The following is a 15,808-nucleotide window of genomic DNA, read 5'->3' on the forward strand; positions in this document are numbered from 1 at the left end:
GGGCGCAGCCCTGCCGGGCCGCCCCCTACCGCCCCGGCAACTGGGTAAACGCGCGCTGCATGCAGTCCTCGCGCGGGCACACCCGGCAGCCCGGCCCGATCGACACCGAATTGCCCGGGCTCTGCACGTCCAGCCCCAGCGAATACACCAGCCGATCGGCATGCTGCAGGTCACACCCCAGTGCCACCGCGAAGGTCTTGCGTGGCTGGCCGTGTCCCACCGGGCCGCTGCTGACCTGCCGTGCCAGCCAGAAATGGCGGCGGCCATCGGGCATGCGCGCGGTCTGGGTGAGGATGCGTCCGGGCTGGTTGAACGCCTCATAGACGATCCACAAAGGGCAGGAACCGCCCACCTGCGAGAAGTGGAAATCGGTGGCCGAGTGGCGCTTGGACACGTTGCCGGCGCGGTCCACGCGGATGAAGAAGAACGGCAGCCCCGGCGCACTGCGGCGTGCCAGCGTACTCAACCGATGGCAGACCGCCTCGAATCCCACACCGAACTGATGCGCCAGCAGCTCGATGTCATAACCGCTGGCCTCGGCCGCGCGCAGGAAACGCATGTACGGCATCACCAGCGCACCGGCGAAATAGTTGGACAGGCCGATACGCGCCTGTGCGATGCGGGCCTCGTCGGTGAAGCCGGTGCGCGCGATCACCGCATCGATCTGCGGCAGGTAGCCGCGCAGCGCCAGCTCGACCGCCATCTGGAACGCCTGCTGGCCCGGCTCCAGGTAGTCGGGCAGCCACAGCGTACGGCTGCCGGCATCGTACTGGCGCTTCTCGCGCCCGGCCTGCAGCGCAGCCACTTCCACCAGCACCCCGTGGCGGTCGGCCAGCAGCTGGCGCAGCCGTGGCGCCACGTGTCCCGGCGCCAGCCCCCATTCGGCAAACAGCTGCTCGGCCAGTTCGTCCAGCTCGGGGATGTGGTTGTGCATGCGGTTGAAGAACTCGCGCACCTGGTCGCCGGCCGGCAACGTGCTGCCCGCGCCCGGCTCGCCCAACTGGAATTCCAGCGCGGCGGCATGCTCGCGCAGCGCCAGGTGGCGTCGGTGCAGGTCCAGCAGCGCGCGGCTGACCTGCGGCAGGTTGCCGGCCAGCGCGCGAAGTTCGGTGGCGCTGACGTCGGCCAGGCCCAGATCGCGCAGGGTCTCGCCCAGCGACTCCTGCAGCGCGGCGGGCTCATCGTCGTCGAACAGGGTGGAAACATCGCCCAACACCTCGCCCAGCTTCTTCTGCACCGCAGGCGTCAGCGGGCGCTTGTTGCGCTCGATCTGGTTCAGGTAGCTGGCCGACAGCCCCAGGGCGCGGGCAAGGTCGGCCTGGCTGTAGCCGCGCTGCTCGCGCAGGCGCAGCAGACGCAGGCCGAGCTGGCGCTGGGGGGCTGAATAATTCACAGGATTAACAGGAATCGTGACGGGCATTGGCCAGATTAAGCGGATTCAGGCCGGAAATCGAGGTGTGGCCTGTGAATAATGCCAAGCATCTTTCGCCCCCCGTGGATTGTCGTCATGACTGTTGCAGCGCCCCGTATCCGCATGCTGATCGATGGCCAGTTCGTTGAATCGGCCACCTCCCACTGGCAGGACGTGATCAACCCGGCCACCCAGGACGTGCTGGCCCAGGTGCCGTTCGCCACCACGGGTGAAGTCGATGCCGCCGTGGCTGCCGCCAAGGAAGCCTTCAAGACCTGGCGCAAGACCCCGATCGGTATCCGCGCGCGCATCTTCCTGAAGTACCAGCAGCTGATCCGCGAAAACATGAGCGAGCTGGCGCACATCCTCACCGCCGAACAGGGCAAGACTCTGCCGGACGCCGAAGGCGATGTGTTCCGCGGCCTGGAAGTGGTCGAGCACGCGGCCGCCATCGGCAACCTGCAGCTGGGCGAACTGGCCAACAACGTGGCCAACGGCGTGGACACCTACTCGATCATGCAGCCGCTGGGCGTGTGCGCAGGCATCACCCCGTTCAACTTCCCGGCGATGATTCCGCTGTGGATGTTCCCGATGGCCATTGCCACCGGCAACACCTTCATCCTCAAGCCGTCCGAGCAGGACCCGATGGTCACCATGCGCCTGGTCGAACTGGCGCTGGAAGCGGGCATTCCCAAGGGCGTGCTGAACGTGGTCCACGGTGGCGAAGAAGTGGTCAACGCCATCTGCGACCACCCGGACATCAAGGCGGTGTCGTTCGTCGGTTCCACCCGCGTCGGTACCCACGTGTACAACCGCGCATCGCTGGCCGGCAAGCGCGTGCAGTGCATGATGGGCGCCAAGAACCACGCCGTGGTGCTGCCGGACGCCAACAAGGAGCAGACCCTCAATGCGATGGTCGGCGCGGCCTTCGGTGCGGCGGGCCAGCGCTGCATGGCCGCCTCCACCCTGGTGCTGGTCGGTGAAGCGCGCGGTTGGGTGCAGGACCTGGTCGAAAAGGCCAAGACCCTGAAGGTCAGCGGTGGCACGGTCGCCGGCACCGACGTCGGCCCGGTCATTTCCTGCAGCGCCCGTGATCGCGTTGAAGGCCTGATCGCGTCGGGCGTGGAGCAGGGCGCCAAGCTGGTGCTCGATGGCCGCAAGCCGCAGGTCGATGGTTTCGAGAAGGGCAATTTCGTTGGCCCGACCATCTTTGCCGGTGTTACCACCGACATGCGCATCTACCAGGAAGAAATCTTCGGGCCGGTGCTGGTCATCCTCGAAGCGGAAACGCTGGATGAGGCCATCGCCATGGTCAACAGCAACCCGAACGGCAACGGCACCGCGCTGTTCACCCAGTCCGGCGCCGCAGCACGCCGGTTCCAGGAAGACATCGACGTCGGCCAGGTCGGCATCAACGTGCCGATCCCGGTGCCGGTACCGCTGTTCTCGTTCACCGGCTCGCGCGCCTCCAAGCTGGGCGACCTGGGTCCGTACGGCAAGCAGGTGGTGCTGTTCTACACGCAGACCAAGACCGTCACCGCGCGCTGGTTCGACGACGAGACGCTGAGCCATGGCGTCAACACCACGATCAGCCTGAAGTAACCGCAGGGAGCAGCCATGAGCCACTCGATGACGACGGAACAGGAAGAAGCGCAGCAGGCGTACCGCGAAGCGGCGCGTGACTTCGCACAGGCCGAACTGGCACCGCACGCCGCGCGATGGGATGCGGAGGGCATCTTTCCGCGCGAGGCGATCGCCAAGGCCGGTGAACTGGGCTTCTGCGGTCTGTACATGGACCCGGAAGTGGGCGGCAGCGGCCTGAGCCGACTGGACGCCGCCGTCGTCATCGAGGAGCTCGCCAACGTCGACCCGTCGACCGCGGCCTATATCAGCATCCACAACATGGCCTCGTGGATGGTCTCCAAGTGGGGCCAGCCGGCGCTGCGCGATGCGTGGGGCAATGACCTGTCTTCTGGCAGCAAACTGGCCTCGTACTGCCTGACCGAGCCGGGCGCCGGTTCGGATGCAGCCTCGCTGAAGACCACCGCCGTGCGCGATGGCGACTTCTACGTGTTGAATGGCTCCAAGGCCTTCATTTCCGGCGCCGGTGCCACCGAGCTGCTGGTGGTGATGGCACGTACCGGCGGTGCCGGTGCCGGTGCAGGCGGGGTCAGCGCGATCGCGGTGCCGGCCGACCTGCCGGGCATCAGCTATGGCCGCAAGGAAGAGAAGATGGGCTGGAACAGCCAGCCCACCCGCGGCATCACCTTCGAAAACGTCCGCGTACCGGTCAGCCACCTTCTGGGAGAGGAAGGCGGCGGCTTCAAGCTGGCGATGAAGGGGCTCGATGGTGGCCGGATCAACATCGCCGCGTGCTCGCTGGGTGCTGCGCAGGGCGCGCTGGATGCCGCACGCCGCTACATGGGCGAGCGCCGCCAGTTCGGCAAGGCGTTGTCCGAATTCCAGGCGCTGCAGTTCAAGCTGGCCGACATGGCCATCGAGCTGGTTGCCGCGCGGCAGATGGTGCATACCGCTGCGCGCAAGCTCGATGCCGGTGCCAGCGATGCCAACGTGTGGTGCGCGATGGCCAAGCGTTTCGCCACCGATGCCGGCTTCACCATCTGCAACGAAGCCCTGCAGATCCACGGGGGCTACGGCTACATCCGCGAATATCCGATCGAACGCCTGCTGCGCGACAGCCGCGTGCACCAGATCCTGGAAGGCACCAACGAGATCATGCGGGTGATCGTTGCCCGTCACCTGCTCAATACCGAAGAGGAACTGCGATGAAGGATTGGCGTACCCAGGAGCACGTTGGCCTGAAGGTCGAGGCCGATGGCCACACCGCCGTGGTCACCCTGAACAACCCGCCGGCGCATACCTGGACCGTGCACAGCCTGTCGGCGCTGCGCGACCTGGTGGGCGCACTCAATGCAGACCGCGACATCTACGCGCTGGTGATCACCGGTGATGGCGAGAAGTTCTTCTCCGCGGGGGCCGACCTCAACCAGTTCGCTTCCGGCGACAAGGCTGCCGCACGCGAAGCGGCACGCCGTTTCGGCGAAGCCTTCGAGGCGCTGTCCGCATTCCGTGGTGTATCGATCGCTGCGATCAACGGCTACGCAATGGGCGGCGGCCTGGAGTGCGCGCTGGCCTGCGACCTGCGCATCATCGAAGACCACGCCCAGGTTGCGCTGCCGGAGGCCACCGTCGGCCTGCTGCCGTGCGCCGGTGGCACCCAGAACCTGCCGCGCCTGGTCGGCGAGGGTTGGGCCAAGCGCATGATCCTGCTCGGCGAGCGCATCAACGCCGAAACCGCCGTGCGGATTGGTCTTGCCGAAGAAAAGGTCGGCAAGGGCGAAGCCAAGGCGCTGGCACTGGAATGGGCGAAGAAGGCCGGCAAGCAGAGCCCGACCAGCATTGCCGCCTGCAAGACGTTGGTGCAGTCCACCCGCACCGGCACCCATGCGTCGGCGCTGGTGGCCGAGCGCGAGGCCTTCGTCGATCTGTTCGACACTGCCGACCAGGTCGAGGGCGTGAGTGCCTTCCTTGAAAAGCGCGCCGCGCAGTGGAAGAACGCATGAGTACCGATACCGCTGCCGATGACGCACCGGTGCTGTTCGAAGAGCGCACCGCCAGCAATGGCACACGCATCGGCATCGCCACGCTCAACGCGCCGCGCACGCTCAATGGCTTCTCGCTGCCGATGGCACACCTGCTGCTGAAGCAGTTGAATGCCTGGGCCGACGACGATGCCATCGCCATGGTGGTGCTGCAGGGCGCCGGTGAGAAGGCGTTCTGCGCCGGCGGTGACCTGCACAGCCTGTACCAGAGCATGCGTGCCTACCGCGACGCCGGCCAAAACGATATCCGCGGGAACGACTACGCCGCCGAGTTCTTCGACGTCGAGTACCGCGTCGACTACCTGATCCATACCTACGCCAAGCCGATCCTGTGCTGGGGCCACGGCATCGTGATGGGCGGCGGCATCGGCCTGATGTCCGGCGCCAGCCATCGCGTTGTCAGCGAGCGTTCCAAGCTGGCCTTCCCGGAAATCACCGTGGGCCTGTTCCCGGACGTGGGTGGCAGCTGGCTGCTGCCGCGCGTGCCGGGCAACGGTGGCCTGTTCCTGGCCCTGACCGGTGCGCTGCTCAACCCGGGCGATGCGATCTATGCCGGCCTGGCCGACGTGCATGTGGCCGAGGAACGCCGCAGTGCGGTGTTCGACGCGCTGCTGCAGGTCGCGTGGTCGACCGATGCCGCACGCAACCACGAGCGCCTGTCACAGCTGCTGCTGTCGTTTGCCAGCGATGCGGCTACCGGCCCGCTGCTGGCCAATGCTACGCAGGTCGATGCGCTGTGCGCAGGCGATGACCTGGCCGCCATCGTCGAACGCATCAGTACCCTGCAGACCGATGATGCGTGGCTGCAGGCCGCACAGAAGACCCTTGCCGCCGGTGCACCGGGTTCGGCACGGTTGGCCTTCGAACTGCAGCGCCGCAGCGCCGGCCAGGATCTGGCCAGCGTGTACCGGCTGGAATACATCACCGCCCTGCATTGCGCTGCGCATGGTGATTTTGCTGAAGGCATCCGCGCGCTGCTGATCGACAAGGACCGCAATCCCTCGTGGAACCCGGCCACGCTGGCCGATGCCGACCGCGCATGGGCCGATACGTTCTTCGCTTCTCCCTGGGCCGATGCCGCGCATCCGCTGGCCGACCTGGGTACCCCTGTCGCTGAAAGGAGCCTTGCATGAGCCGCGTTGCATTCATTGGGTTGGGCAACATGGGTGGCCCGATGGCCGCCAATCTGGTCAAGAACGGCCACACCGTACGTGTGTTCGATCTGGTGCCTGCCGCGGTGCAGGCGGCGGTCGACGCGGGTGCCAGCGCCGCGCCGTCGGCACGCGAGACCCTGGCCGATGCCGAGGTGGTGATCTCGATGCTGCCGGCCAGTCGCCATGTTGAAGGCGTGTACCTGGGTGATGACGGCATCCTTGCCGCGATTCCCGCCGGTGCGCTGGTCATCGACTGCAGCACGATTGCCCCGGCCAGCGCGCGCAAGGTTTCCGAAGCGGCCGCCGCACGTGGCCTGCAGATGATCGACGCGCCGGTGTCCGGTGGCACTGCCGGCGCACAGGCCGGCACGCTGACCTTCATCGTCGGTGGCGAAGAGGACGCGCTTGAACGCGCCCGCCCGGTGCTGCAGGCGATGGGCAGGAACATCTTCCATGTGGGCGCCAGTGGCGCCGGCCAGGTGGCCAAGCTGTGCAACAACATGGCGCTGGGCGTGATCATGGCTGTCACCGGCGAAGCCATCGCCCTGGGCGTGGCGCACGGGCTGGACCCGAAGGTGCTGTCGCAGATGATGGCGGTCAGCACCGGCCGCAGCTGGGCCACCGAAGTGTGCAACCCGTGGCCGGGCGTTCTGGAAAACGCGCCGGCGTCGCGCGGTTACAGCGGCGGCTTCGGCAGCGATCTGATGCTGAAGGACATGGGCTTGGCGGTGGAGGCGGCGATGAGCGTCGGCGCCTCGATCCCGCTGGGCGAAGTGGCCCGCAACCTGTACTCGATGAACCACCAGGCCGGCCGCGGCAAGCTGGATTTCTCCAGCGTCGTGCAGCTCATCACGAGCGAAAAGTGACCTGGTAGTGCCGGCCGCTGGCCGGCAACCTCATGCCCCCTTGCGGGACAACGAAGGTGGGATGGGCGGATGCCCGGTTTCGACCGGCATCCGCCCATTTTTTTGCCCAGCCGCTTGGTAGTGCCGGCCGCTGGCCGGCATCACCGCATCAGGCAACGATCAGCGTCACGTCGATGTTGCCGCGGGTCGCGTTGGAGTACGGGCAGACGATGTGCGCCTTCTGCACCAGCTCTTCCACCTGCTCGCGCGGCACGCCCGGCACGTTGATGGTCAGCTCGGCTTCGATGCCGAAACCGGTCGGGATCTGGCCGATGCCGACCTTGCCGGTCACGGTGGTGTCGGCCGGCAGTGCGACCTTGGCCTGGCCGGCGACGAACTTCAGTGCGCCGAGGAAGCAGGCCGAATAGCCCGCAGCAAACAGCTGCTCCGGATTGGTGCCCGGGCCGCCAGCGCCGCCCAGCTCGCGCGGGGTCGACAGCTGGATGTCCAGCACGTTGTCGGACGAGACGGAACGGCCTTCACGGCCGCCGGTGGAGGTGGCCTGGGCGGTGTACAGAACCTTTTCGATGGACATCGGGATGCTCCTGGTCAGTGGGTGGGTAGTGCGTTGGAGCTTACTTTGCCCGGATTCTGCACACCGTTGGTTGCAATAAATCCGAAAAATTTGACTGAACGTCCTGCCGGCCTAGATCGTCCATTCCCGGTCGGTGGTGAACATGATGGTCAGCCAGCGGTCCGGCGACGATTCGCCCAGCGCATCGCCGATCTCGTCACGCAGGTGATCCCACTCCAGCAGGGGCCGCGGCGGATCGTCCTCGCGCACCACGAAGAACAGCTCGATCTGCTCGCCACGGCCCACCTGCGCCACGTAACTGCGGTGCTCGACGAAACCGTGCTTTGCAACAATCGCCCGCGCCACCGCATCCACATGCGCCTGCAGTTCCGGCGGGGTAACCAGCAGGATGCCGGCCAACGCGCGCCGCACCGTGCCCAATGGCGCGATCATCACCAGCACGCAGACGAAGGCGAGGATGGCCGGATCGATGTACGGCCCGACCCACGCCAGCGACGTGCCACGCACCAGCACGCCACCGAGGAAGGCCAGCAGATAGCAGGCCGACATGCTCGCGGCGATCACCCAGTTCTTCGCATCCAGTGCGATGAACTCCGAACCGATGCGCTGGTTCGCACGCAGCACGAACCAGGCCAGCGCGCTTTCAGCCACGATCGACAGTGCCGCGAAGATGATTGCGGGGCCAAGCGCGATCTGTCGCCCACCCGACATCAGCGCATCGACCGCATTGACCAGTGCGTACAACGCCGCACCGATCATCAGCGTGCCACTGACTCCCAGCACGATCGGTTCCAGATGCCAGAAGCCCATGGTGAAGCGCTGGTTCAAACGCGACTGCACTGCGTCGGTCTGGGTGGACAGCGCGATCAGCCGCGCGACCAGCAGCGACAGCCACGTCATCACCACGTCGATCAGGCCGTAGATGCCATCGAAGATGATCAGCGACGAATTGGCCAGCAGGCCGAATACCACTGCGGCGGCGGCCAGCAGCAGCGAGGCGGCGATGGACAGCCGCAGCACACCCTGCTCGGTGCGTGGATCGAGGAAACGTTCGGAACGGGAAGACATGCAGAAATCCGGCTGGGAAAGCGCCGCGGAAGCGGTGCCGCACCATTCTATCCAGACCACCGCTCGCCTCTGTGACTGCACCGGCGCAGGGCCCGGAAAAGTCACCAGACTGGTGACGGTTTACGGATTGACGGGTGCACACCTCAGGCGTATCTTTTCAACCACGATGACATACAAGCCTCTGGCGACCGCCGGGGGCTTTTTGCGTTTACGCCGCCCGTCGGCGCCTTGTCATCGTATTTGCGGCCCTGCCAGTCCTGGTGGGGCCGTTTCTGTTTCCGCCCCGACCCTGCCCTTTTCGCACCGTCCTCGATGACAGCGTGCGGCGTAGCCGCGTGCGCAGGGTCGGGGCATCCAACATCCATCAACGAAGGAGGATTCGATGCCCCTGCTGACACTTGAGCAGTGCCGCATGCACTGCCGTATCGACGGCGACTACGACGACGCCATTCTGGACGACCTGCTGGCCGCGGCGACCGACGCGGCGTCGGCCTACCTGCGGCGGGCGCTGTTTGCCGACCAGGCGGCACTGGATCTGGCGCTGGACCAGTTGCCGCAGGACATGGCGGCGGCGGTGACCGGGCATGAAGCCGCGGTCGCCGCCGCCAATGCCGAGACCAACGCGGCCAAGGCCAAGGCCATGCGTGACGTCGCTGATCGTCGCTTGGCCGTGGCCACCGAACGCAGCGCGCAGCTGCTGCAGGGCCTGCCGGCCAACGACAGCATCCGCGCTGCGGTGCGCCTGCTATTGGGCCATCTGTATGCGCATCGGGAAGCGGTGGTGGTTTCCACGCACGCCTTGGATGTACCGGTCGGTGCTGCTGCCATCGCGATGGAGCTGCCGTTTGGCGTCGCCGCACTGCTCGATCCCTACCGACTGGCGGCGACCCCATGAACGCCGGTCACTTCAACCGTCGCATCCGCATCGAGCGCCAGGATGGGCGCGTCGATGCCTGGGGCCAACCTCTGGATGCGTGGGTGAGCGTTGCCGATCTGTGGGCGGCAATTCCTCTTGAACGTGCCGACACGGTGCAGCGGGTGAAGCTGGACAGCGGGCTGTCCGCAGCGATTCGCCGCCAGCGCTTCCAGGTGCGCCTGGCGCCGGCGCAGCGAGCCGGCATTGGCATCGGAATGCGCATCGTGCACGACGGCCACGCGTTCGATATTACCGGTGTGGTGCCCGACCTTGGCACGCGACACACCGCCGTGCTGTTCACCGAACAGCTGGCTGCAACCGCCTGAGCGAGGACACTGCGATGAGTTACGAACCGAAGTTGCAGCAACTGCTTGGCGGATTGCTGCAGGGGCGCCTGTACCCGGATGTTCCACCGGACCGAGTCACCTATCCCTGCGCGGTCTACCAGCAGGTGGGTGGGCAGGCGCTGTGGTTCAACGAAGGGTCCATCCCCGACCAGAAGCACGCTCGCGTGCAGCTGACCGTCTGGGCAGACACCCGTGCCCAGGCCAACACCCTGATCCGTGACATCGAAGATCAGGTCTGCGCGGGTCTGCCGAAGTCTGAATCCTATGGCGCCGCCATTGCCGTGCATGAACCGGCACTCAGGAAGTACGGCGCACGGCTCGATTTCGGGCTGTGGTACGCCAACCCGTAGTTCCACTGCTCCACGTACCACCTGAAGCCCGGCACACGCCGGGCTTCGTCTTTTTCAATCCACATGAGGAAATGCAACATGGCACTCAAGCTTCCCAAGGGCACCCAGTTCGGCTTCGCACCGGTCGTCTCCACCGCCATCGCCACCAGCGCGATCTCCAAGGCTGCGCCGGCACTGGCCAGCGTCGCCGCCAACAGCGTCGACACCGGCGATGTGGTGGTCATCGAGCTGCCGGGTTGGCCGGCCCTGAACAACCGCGCCACCCGCGCCGGTGCCGAAGCCGCTGGCAGCGTTGAACTGCTGGGCATCGATACCACCGACAACGTGCTGTTCCCCGCCACCAGCGGTGCCGGCGTGCTGCGCAAGGCCGGTGCCTTCGTCGACCTGGACCAGCAGGGCGACCCGACCACCGCAGGTGGCGAGCAGCAGTACTGGAGCGGCACCCTGCTGGAGGACCCGACCGGTCGCCAGGTGCAGATGCCGACCTTCAAGAACGCCAAGACCATCACCCTGCCGCTGTTCTACGATCCGAAGAAGCCGTGGTACTCGGCCCTGAAGAACGTCGACGCCAAGGGCGAACCGGTGATCCTGCGCGCCAAGCTGGTCGGTGGTGACGTGCTGTACTGGTACGGTTACCTGAGCTACAACGGCGACCCGACGATGGCCGCCAACACCCCGATGGGCACCACCGCGACGTTCACCGCGCTGGCCGACTCCATCCTGGTCGAGGGCGCCTGATGTTCCAGGTAAAGGCGCCAGAGAGCTTCAAGAGCACCCTGACCATCATCGGTCATGGTCGCGAGCAGAAGCTCAATCTGACCTACCGGCACCTGCCGGTGGCCGACTATGCGCAGCTGCTGGAGCGCCTGGGCGATGACACGCTGAGCGTGGCCCAGGCGATCCTGGACATCGTGGTGGATTGGGATGCCGACGTGCCGCTGGACACTGCCGGCGTCGAGCTGGCCCTGCAGCAGCAGGCCGGCCTGGATGGCGCCATCATCGGTGGCTACACCCAGGCCCTGCAGGTCGCACGCAAGGGAAACTGATCGAGGCGGTGGGGGCCCTGTACTGGCGGGCCCCCACCGAGTCCGAGCTGATGCAGCTTGGATTGAAGGCCAAGCATTTTCCGCCGCCACGGGTTGAGCTGTGGCCGGAGTGCGTGCTTCCCATCGAACTCTTTTCGCGGGTTGCCACCCAGTGGCGCGTCGGCGCAGGTGGCCCGATCGGGCTGGATTACAACGTGGTCTACCGGGAGCTGGAGCGCGAAGCGCTCGATGGCGACCAGTACGACGAGGTGATGGCGGCCATCCGCGTCATCGAACGCGCTGCCCTGGAGCAGATGCAGCAGGAATGAGCCGGCCATCGCGGCAACGCCGATGCCCGGTCCCGACTCCGCCGATGCGGAGCCGACTCTCCCGAGGAACACTCAATGAGCACTACATCGCCTGGCAGCACACGGGCCACCGTGGACGCCAGCAATGCACTGGAAACGGCCATGCAGGCAGCAAGGCGCAGCATGACCGAGATGACCGGCACCACACAGGAGTTCCAGCGGCAGCTGGAAAAGATCAATACGGTGCAGCAGGCATTCAACGCCGTGCTGACAACCAGCGCCTCGCTGGTCACCGCCCTGTCCACGCAACTGACTGCCCTGAACACGCAAATGCAGGCGGTGGCGAAGTCTGCTACGGCCGCAGCGGGCGGTGACGCGGGCAAGGCCGCGAAGGCGGAGGAGAAGGCGGACAAGGACGACATAGGCCTGGCGGGCATCCGTAAGGGTCTGGGCGGCGCGCTCGGCGACTATATCGGCAAGACCGAGAACACCGCCACGGCCGCCAAGAAGGCCTTCGGCAAGGCATTCACTGGCGCCGACGAGGCGCTGCGGAGCTTTGTGACCACCGGCAAGTCCAAGTACAAGGAGCTGGCCCAGTCCATCCTGTCCGACCTGAAGATGATTGCCGCACAGCAGACTCTGGTCTGGGGAGCGAGGAAGATCGCCGGCATGATGGGTGTCGACCTGGCGCCCAAGGACGCTGCGACGGACGCGGCGGCAGCTGCAGCAGGCGTGGCAGCTCCCAAGGATGCCAAGGCCGGCGATGCCAAGGCAGGTGATACCAAGGGCGGCAAGGATGACAAGGACGCCAAGGGGTTTTCGGGGTTCCGCAAGGGTTTCGGCAGCGCGCTCGGCGAGTACATGGAAAAAACCGAGAACTCCGCCAAGACCACCCAGGATGCATTTTCCAAGGCATTCACCGGAGCCGAGGCCGCATTGCAGAGCTTCGTGAAGACGGGCAAGTCCAATTACAAGGAACTGGCCAAGTCGATCATCGCCGACCTCAAGATGATCGCCATCCAGCAGGCAATCGTCTGGGGCGTCAAAAAGATCACGGGCATGCTCGGTTATGGCACGGGGGTGGAGGCCAACGCCAAGGGTGGTGTCTACCAATCGCCCAGCCTTTCCGCCTACTCCGGCGGTATCTACAACACCCCACAGCTGTTCGCATTCGCCAAGGGCGCCGGCGTGTTCGGTGAAGCGGGGCCTGAAGCGATCATGCCGCTGCAGCGCGGGCCCGATGGCCGCCTGGGAGTGGCGGCACACGGTGCCGGCGGCGGCGGGGTGGGTGTGAACATCCGCATCGACAACAACGGTGGCAAGGAAGTCACCAGCAACGAAAGCATGCTGCAGCAGTTCGGCAACGAGATCGGCCAGTTCGTGGAGCGAAAATACCGTGATCTGCAGATGCGTGACATGAAGGCTGGCGGCGTCCTCAGCAGGAGTGCAGCACGATGACCGACACCTTTACCTGGGCAGCAACCAGCCAGAGCACTGGCACCACCACTGCCACCGTCAAGCGCGCGCGCTTCGGCGATGGATACGCACAAGCCGCACCGGATGGGCTCAATGCCCGCCTGCGCAGCTACCAGCTGCAGTTCGTCGGTAATCGCAGCACGATCAACGAGATCGTTGCGTTCCTGGATGGCCATGTGGGCCAGAGCTTCTTCTGGCGGGGCCCGCTGGGCACTGGTCTGTATGGCTGCGACACCTATACCGACAGCCATCTGGGTGGATCGGTGTTCAGCATCACTGCGACGTTCGAACAGACGTATCAGCCGTAGGAGCGGACATGGACCTTCAGCAGATCGACCTGGACACCATCCAGCCCAACGGCAAGCGGGGCGAAACGCAGCGCCCCGCTTTCACCAAGATCAACCAGAATTTCAAGGAAGTGGCCTTGGCGGTGGATGCAGTACCCGAGGCGGTCGCACGTGCGGTCTCGGGAAGAAATCGCCTGATCAATGGCAATTTCGACTGCTGGCAGCGGGGTGCCAGCTTCAACACATCGGGAAGGTACACGGCCGATCGCTGGTTCCTTCAGATGCAGGGCATCGCCGATCCGGTATTCAGGCGGAACCCCACGGCTATGGGGGACAACAATTTTCCCCGGAGCAAGTACACGCTGTCCGTCAGCTCGAGTGGAAACACCGACGCAGAGAAGCATTTCTTCGTGTTCGAGCAACGTGTGGAGGACGTGCGAACCTTCGCCGATACCCCAAGCACGGTGTCCTTCCTGGTATTCAATGCAGGTGCGGGGGGGCGCAGGATCGCACTGGAGTTCGCGCAGACCTTCGGCGCAACGGGCAGCGCTCCGGTACTGGCCGTTGCACCTGAGATTTTCGAGCTCGCTCCTGGCCTGAACAGAATCCGCAAGACAGTGACGCTGCCCTCCATCTCGGGAAAAAAACTATCTGATGAAGGTGCCGCCGTAATGTGCGTGTGGGTATCTGCGGGCACGCAGTTTGCCAACCGCACCGCCGGCCTTGGCGCGCAGCATGGCCAGGTCTACTTCGGAGAATTCCAGTGGGAGCGCGGCGCTACGGCCACGGCTTTCGAATGGCGTCCGCTGGACGAAGAAGTACAGCGTTGTCGGCGCTACTACCAGGCCGATGCCACGGGCTCCTCCTTTGACGGCGGAGTTCGCTTCAACGCGGGTGTCGGCCTCATCCGTGGTGACAACAAGGTGTACCTGATCTATCCATTCAGCCAGCGGATGCGGACCATCCCCGCGGTCGGATTCTCAAACCTGCCGCAGTGGCGACTCCTTACGGGATCGGGGGCGACGAGCCTGACGGCGCTCAACGCGGTCGAAGTGTCTTCGACGAGGATGACCATCATCGGGTCCTTGAACGAAGCCGCTGCCGGTCAGGCCGGGATCCTGCAGAGCGCAGACTCCGCCGACGCGGGTACCGGAATCAGTCTGGACGCGGAAATCTGAGATCCGCGAGCACCACTGCGGAATGCGCTGCTTTGGTGCAATCCCCGAAAAGACAAGGAAACAGCAGAAATGTCACGACGAATCATCGACCTCGATTCCATTCAACCGAATGGAAAGCGGGGTGAAACACAGCGCCCGGCCTTCACCAAGATCAACGAGAACTTCGCAGAGGTCTACGATGCCCTGGCGACGATCCCGCAAAGCATCGACGCGGTGATCATCGAGCGCATCCCGGGAAGGAACCTGTTCATCAACGGCGGCCTGCAGTTCTGGCAGCGCCGGACTTCCGGTCGGGTCGGCAGTGGGTCAGGAACATTGGGGGCTGAAACCTTCTTTGCCGACCGCTTCTCCAACTCCGCGTTGAGCTGCAATCAGGATATCCAGCGCGTCGTCTATGACGGCCAGCAGGCAGGCTACCCGGAGGATACCCGCTCCATCCTCGTTTGCACGGTTTCCGGTGCTGTCGCCACCAGTGGTGCCTGGATGGGACAGAGGATCGAGGGCGTCCGTAGTGCAAGCGGTGATATCACGATATCGGTATGGGCAAACAGCGACGTACCGGGACGCAAGGTAGGCGTACGTGTCATTCAGGATTTCGGAACGGGTGGCTCGCCCGCACCTCAAGTGGTGACCGAAGCCGGCGTTCTCACACTGGGCGCGACAGCAGCGCGCCACAGCGTCACCGTGACGGTGCCGAGCACCAAAGGGAAGACGCTCGGCAGCAATGGAAACGATCATCTGTACGTGGTGTTCGACCTGTGCGGTACCGGCCAGGGCGGGGAGCTGGTGGGGCAGAACGGCTCGTTTGGCTTCACCCAGTTCCAGGTCGAAGAAGGGCGCACGGCGTCGCGTTTCGACTGGCGGCCAGCGGGTGTGGAGCTGGCACTTTGCCAACGCTATTACGAGAAGAGCTACAAGCTGGACGTACCGCCGAACACGGTCACCAACGAAGGGCGCGAGGCGTTCTCATCCAATACACCGGGTATCGCCCACTACCAGAGCGTCCGATTTCAGACCTCCAAGCGCGCGCATCCCAACGTGAAAATAATCTCGGCCGACACCGTGCAGCAGGATGGACATATCGCCGAAGACAACATCTCAAGGGTGCCGTGCGTTGTGAACTATGCGTCCAACTCAGGCTACGAAGTCAGCTGGTCGAACAATGCAGGGCGTTGGGGCGGCTGGTGGCATTGGTGGGCCGACGCTGAGTTCTGATCCGTAGCGG

Annotated in this window: 18 protein-coding genes; 15 read left to right on the forward strand and 3 right to left on the reverse strand. The window is 65.1% G+C overall.

Annotation, left to right across the window (positions count from 1 at the left end):
* Positions 1 to 25 precede the first annotated feature (25 nt).
* Positions 26 to 1,420: a helix-turn-helix domain-containing protein gene (locus AC3WTC_RS05470; protein ID WP_170919628.1), complete on the reverse strand. Its 1,395-nt coding sequence runs from the start codon at positions 1,418 to 1,420 to the stop codon at positions 26 to 28.
* An 87-nt stretch (positions 1,421 to 1,507) separates the two neighbouring features.
* Here AC3WTC_RS05470 and AC3WTC_RS05475 point away from each other — a divergent pair, with 87 nt between their 5' ends.
* The 5 genes from AC3WTC_RS05475 to mmsB are packed head-to-tail and all read left to right on the forward strand — an operon-like array spanning position 1,508 to position 7,054.
* Positions 1,508 to 3,013, forward strand: coding sequence for a CoA-acylating methylmalonate-semialdehyde dehydrogenase (locus AC3WTC_RS05475; RefSeq protein ID WP_492710895.1), 1,506 nt, complete (start codon positions 1,508 to 1,510; stop codon positions 3,011 to 3,013).
* A 15-nt stretch (positions 3,014 to 3,028) separates the two neighbouring features.
* The gene (locus tag AC3WTC_RS05480; RefSeq protein WP_492710897.1) at positions 3,029 to 4,201 is read left to right on the forward strand and encodes an acyl-CoA dehydrogenase family protein; all 1,173 of its coding nucleotides are present in this window, start codon (positions 3,029 to 3,031) and stop codon (positions 4,199 to 4,201) included.
* A complete protein-coding gene (locus AC3WTC_RS05485) occupies positions 4,198 to 4,995 on the forward strand; it encodes an enoyl-CoA hydratase (RefSeq protein ID WP_059064019.1) in 798 nt (265 codons plus the stop codon). The genes AC3WTC_RS05480 and AC3WTC_RS05485 overlap by 4 nt, the downstream gene beginning before the upstream one ends.
* Positions 4,992 to 6,167 (forward strand): enoyl-CoA hydratase/isomerase family protein, encoded by a 1,176-nt coding sequence (locus AC3WTC_RS05490; protein ID WP_492710899.1) that lies wholly within the window; start codon positions 4,992 to 4,994, stop codon positions 6,165 to 6,167. The genes AC3WTC_RS05485 and AC3WTC_RS05490 overlap by 4 nt, the downstream gene beginning before the upstream one ends.
* Positions 6,164 to 7,054 carry a 3-hydroxyisobutyrate dehydrogenase gene (mmsB, locus tag AC3WTC_RS05495; RefSeq protein ID WP_492710901.1) on the forward strand — a complete coding sequence of 297 codons (891 nt, stop codon included), beginning with the start codon at positions 6,164 to 6,166 and terminating at the stop codon, positions 7,052 to 7,054. Before AC3WTC_RS05490 ends, mmsB begins: the two co-directional genes overlap by 4 nt.
* A gap of 148 nt (positions 7,055 to 7,202) precedes the next feature.
* On the opposite strand, the gene AC3WTC_RS05500 is transcribed toward mmsB, so the two are convergent.
* Together AC3WTC_RS05500 and AC3WTC_RS05505 are read right to left on the reverse strand one after the other, a co-directional pair.
* The gene (locus AC3WTC_RS05500; protein ID WP_004153735.1) at positions 7,203 to 7,628 is read right to left on the reverse strand and encodes an organic hydroperoxide resistance protein; all 426 of its coding nucleotides are present in this window, start codon (positions 7,626 to 7,628) and stop codon (positions 7,203 to 7,205) included.
* Positions 7,629 to 7,739: 111 nt separating this feature from the next.
* A complete protein-coding gene (locus tag AC3WTC_RS05505; RefSeq protein WP_025875736.1) occupies positions 7,740 to 8,696 on the reverse strand; it encodes a cation diffusion facilitator family transporter in 957 nt (318 codons plus the stop codon).
* A gap of 382 nt (positions 8,697 to 9,078) precedes the next feature.
* Here AC3WTC_RS05505 and AC3WTC_RS05510 point away from each other — a divergent pair, with 382 nt between their 5' ends.
* The 10 genes from AC3WTC_RS05510 (at position 9,079) to AC3WTC_RS05555 (ending at position 15,798) form a co-directional block, all read left to right on the forward strand.
* Positions 9,079 to 9,591 carry a head-tail connector protein gene (locus tag AC3WTC_RS05510; protein ID WP_032978182.1) on the forward strand — a complete coding sequence of 171 codons (513 nt, stop codon included), beginning with the start codon at positions 9,079 to 9,081 and terminating at the stop codon, positions 9,589 to 9,591.
* Positions 9,588 to 9,938, forward strand: coding sequence for a head-tail adaptor protein (locus tag AC3WTC_RS05515; protein WP_033832778.1), 351 nt, complete (start codon positions 9,588 to 9,590; stop codon positions 9,936 to 9,938). Before AC3WTC_RS05510 ends, AC3WTC_RS05515 begins: the two co-directional genes overlap by 4 nt.
* A gap of 14 nt (positions 9,939 to 9,952) precedes the next feature.
* Positions 9,953 to 10,309 (forward strand): tail completion protein gp17, encoded by a 357-nt coding sequence (gp17, locus tag AC3WTC_RS05520; protein WP_032978188.1) that lies wholly within the window; start codon positions 9,953 to 9,955, stop codon positions 10,307 to 10,309.
* Positions 10,310 to 10,387: 78 nt separating this feature from the next.
* Positions 10,388 to 11,047 carry a phage tail protein gene (locus AC3WTC_RS05525; protein WP_431601527.1) on the forward strand — a complete coding sequence of 220 codons (660 nt, stop codon included), beginning with the start codon at positions 10,388 to 10,390 and terminating at the stop codon, positions 11,045 to 11,047.
* The gene (locus AC3WTC_RS05530) at positions 11,047 to 11,355 is read left to right on the forward strand and encodes a phage tail assembly chaperone (RefSeq protein ID WP_032978191.1); all 309 of its coding nucleotides are present in this window, start codon (positions 11,047 to 11,049) and stop codon (positions 11,353 to 11,355) included. The genes AC3WTC_RS05525 and AC3WTC_RS05530 overlap by 1 nt, the downstream gene beginning before the upstream one ends.
* A gap of 50 nt (positions 11,356 to 11,405) precedes the next feature.
* Positions 11,406 to 11,663, forward strand: a complete 258-nt coding sequence (locus AC3WTC_RS05535; RefSeq protein WP_032978329.1) for a DUF1799 domain-containing protein — start codon at positions 11,406 to 11,408, stop codon at positions 11,661 to 11,663.
* A gap of 162 nt (positions 11,664 to 11,825) precedes the next feature.
* Entirely contained in the window at positions 11,826 to 13,100 is a 1,275-nt protein-coding gene (locus AC3WTC_RS05540) for a phage tail tape measure C-terminal domain-containing protein (protein WP_492710912.1), read from the forward strand.
* Positions 13,097 to 13,426, forward strand: a complete 330-nt coding sequence (locus tag AC3WTC_RS05545; protein WP_025875719.1) for a phage tail protein — start codon at positions 13,097 to 13,099, stop codon at positions 13,424 to 13,426. The genes AC3WTC_RS05540 and AC3WTC_RS05545 overlap by 4 nt, the downstream gene beginning before the upstream one ends.
* 8 nt (positions 13,427 to 13,434) lie before the next feature.
* Complete coding sequence (locus AC3WTC_RS05550) at positions 13,435 to 14,583, forward strand: hypothetical protein (RefSeq protein ID WP_492710914.1); 1,149 nt, start codon at positions 13,435 to 13,437, stop codon at positions 14,581 to 14,583.
* A gap of 69 nt (positions 14,584 to 14,652) precedes the next feature.
* The gene (locus AC3WTC_RS05555; protein WP_134831858.1) at positions 14,653 to 15,798 is read left to right on the forward strand and encodes a hypothetical protein; all 1,146 of its coding nucleotides are present in this window, start codon (positions 14,653 to 14,655) and stop codon (positions 15,796 to 15,798) included.
* Positions 15,799 to 15,808 lie beyond the last annotated feature (10 nt).

It is taken from the genome of Stenotrophomonas sp. FW305-C-20-S1 (assembly GCF_058783335.1).

What these genes read in the sequence shown, in the direction of transcription:
- AC3WTC_RS05470 (WP_170919628.1), bottom strand. Translation starts at nt 1,420, where the DNA reads ATGCCCGTCACGATTCCTGTTAATCCTGTGAATTATTCAGCCCCCCAG.
- AC3WTC_RS05475 (WP_492710895.1), top strand. Translation starts at nt 1,508, where the DNA reads ATGACTGTTGCAGCGCCCCGTATCCGCATGCTGATCGATGGCCAGTTC.
- AC3WTC_RS05480 (WP_492710897.1), top strand. Translation starts at nt 3,029, where the DNA reads ATGAGCCACTCGATGACGACGGAACAGGAAGAAGCGCAGCAGGCGTAC.
- AC3WTC_RS05485 (WP_059064019.1), top strand. Translation starts at nt 4,198, where the DNA reads ATGAAGGATTGGCGTACCCAGGAGCACGTTGGCCTGAAGGTCGAGGCC.
- AC3WTC_RS05490 (WP_492710899.1), top strand. Translation starts at nt 4,992, where the DNA reads ATGAGTACCGATACCGCTGCCGATGACGCACCGGTGCTGTTCGAAGAG.
- mmsB (WP_492710901.1), top strand. Translation starts at nt 6,164, where the DNA reads ATGAGCCGCGTTGCATTCATTGGGTTGGGCAACATGGGTGGCCCGATG.
- AC3WTC_RS05500 (WP_004153735.1), bottom strand. Translation starts at nt 7,628, where the DNA reads ATGTCCATCGAAAAGGTTCTGTACACCGCCCAGGCCACCTCCACCGGC.
- AC3WTC_RS05505 (WP_025875736.1), bottom strand. Translation starts at nt 8,696, where the DNA reads ATGTCTTCCCGTTCCGAACGTTTCCTCGATCCACGCACCGAGCAGGGT.
- AC3WTC_RS05510 (WP_032978182.1), top strand. Translation starts at nt 9,079, where the DNA reads ATGCCCCTGCTGACACTTGAGCAGTGCCGCATGCACTGCCGTATCGAC.
- AC3WTC_RS05515 (WP_033832778.1), top strand. Translation starts at nt 9,588, where the DNA reads ATGAACGCCGGTCACTTCAACCGTCGCATCCGCATCGAGCGCCAGGAT.
- gp17 (WP_032978188.1), top strand. Translation starts at nt 9,953, where the DNA reads ATGAGTTACGAACCGAAGTTGCAGCAACTGCTTGGCGGATTGCTGCAG.
- AC3WTC_RS05525 (WP_431601527.1), top strand. Translation starts at nt 10,388, where the DNA reads ATGGCACTCAAGCTTCCCAAGGGCACCCAGTTCGGCTTCGCACCGGTC.
- AC3WTC_RS05530 (WP_032978191.1), top strand. Translation starts at nt 11,047, where the DNA reads ATGTTCCAGGTAAAGGCGCCAGAGAGCTTCAAGAGCACCCTGACCATC.
- AC3WTC_RS05535 (WP_032978329.1), top strand. Translation starts at nt 11,406, where the DNA reads ATGCAGCTTGGATTGAAGGCCAAGCATTTTCCGCCGCCACGGGTTGAG.
- AC3WTC_RS05540 (WP_492710912.1), top strand. Translation starts at nt 11,826, where the DNA reads ATGACCGAGATGACCGGCACCACACAGGAGTTCCAGCGGCAGCTGGAA.
- AC3WTC_RS05545 (WP_025875719.1), top strand. Translation starts at nt 13,097, where the DNA reads ATGACCGACACCTTTACCTGGGCAGCAACCAGCCAGAGCACTGGCACC.
- AC3WTC_RS05550 (WP_492710914.1), top strand. Translation starts at nt 13,435, where the DNA reads ATGGACCTTCAGCAGATCGACCTGGACACCATCCAGCCCAACGGCAAG.
- AC3WTC_RS05555 (WP_134831858.1), top strand. Translation starts at nt 14,653, where the DNA reads ATGTCACGACGAATCATCGACCTCGATTCCATTCAACCGAATGGAAAG.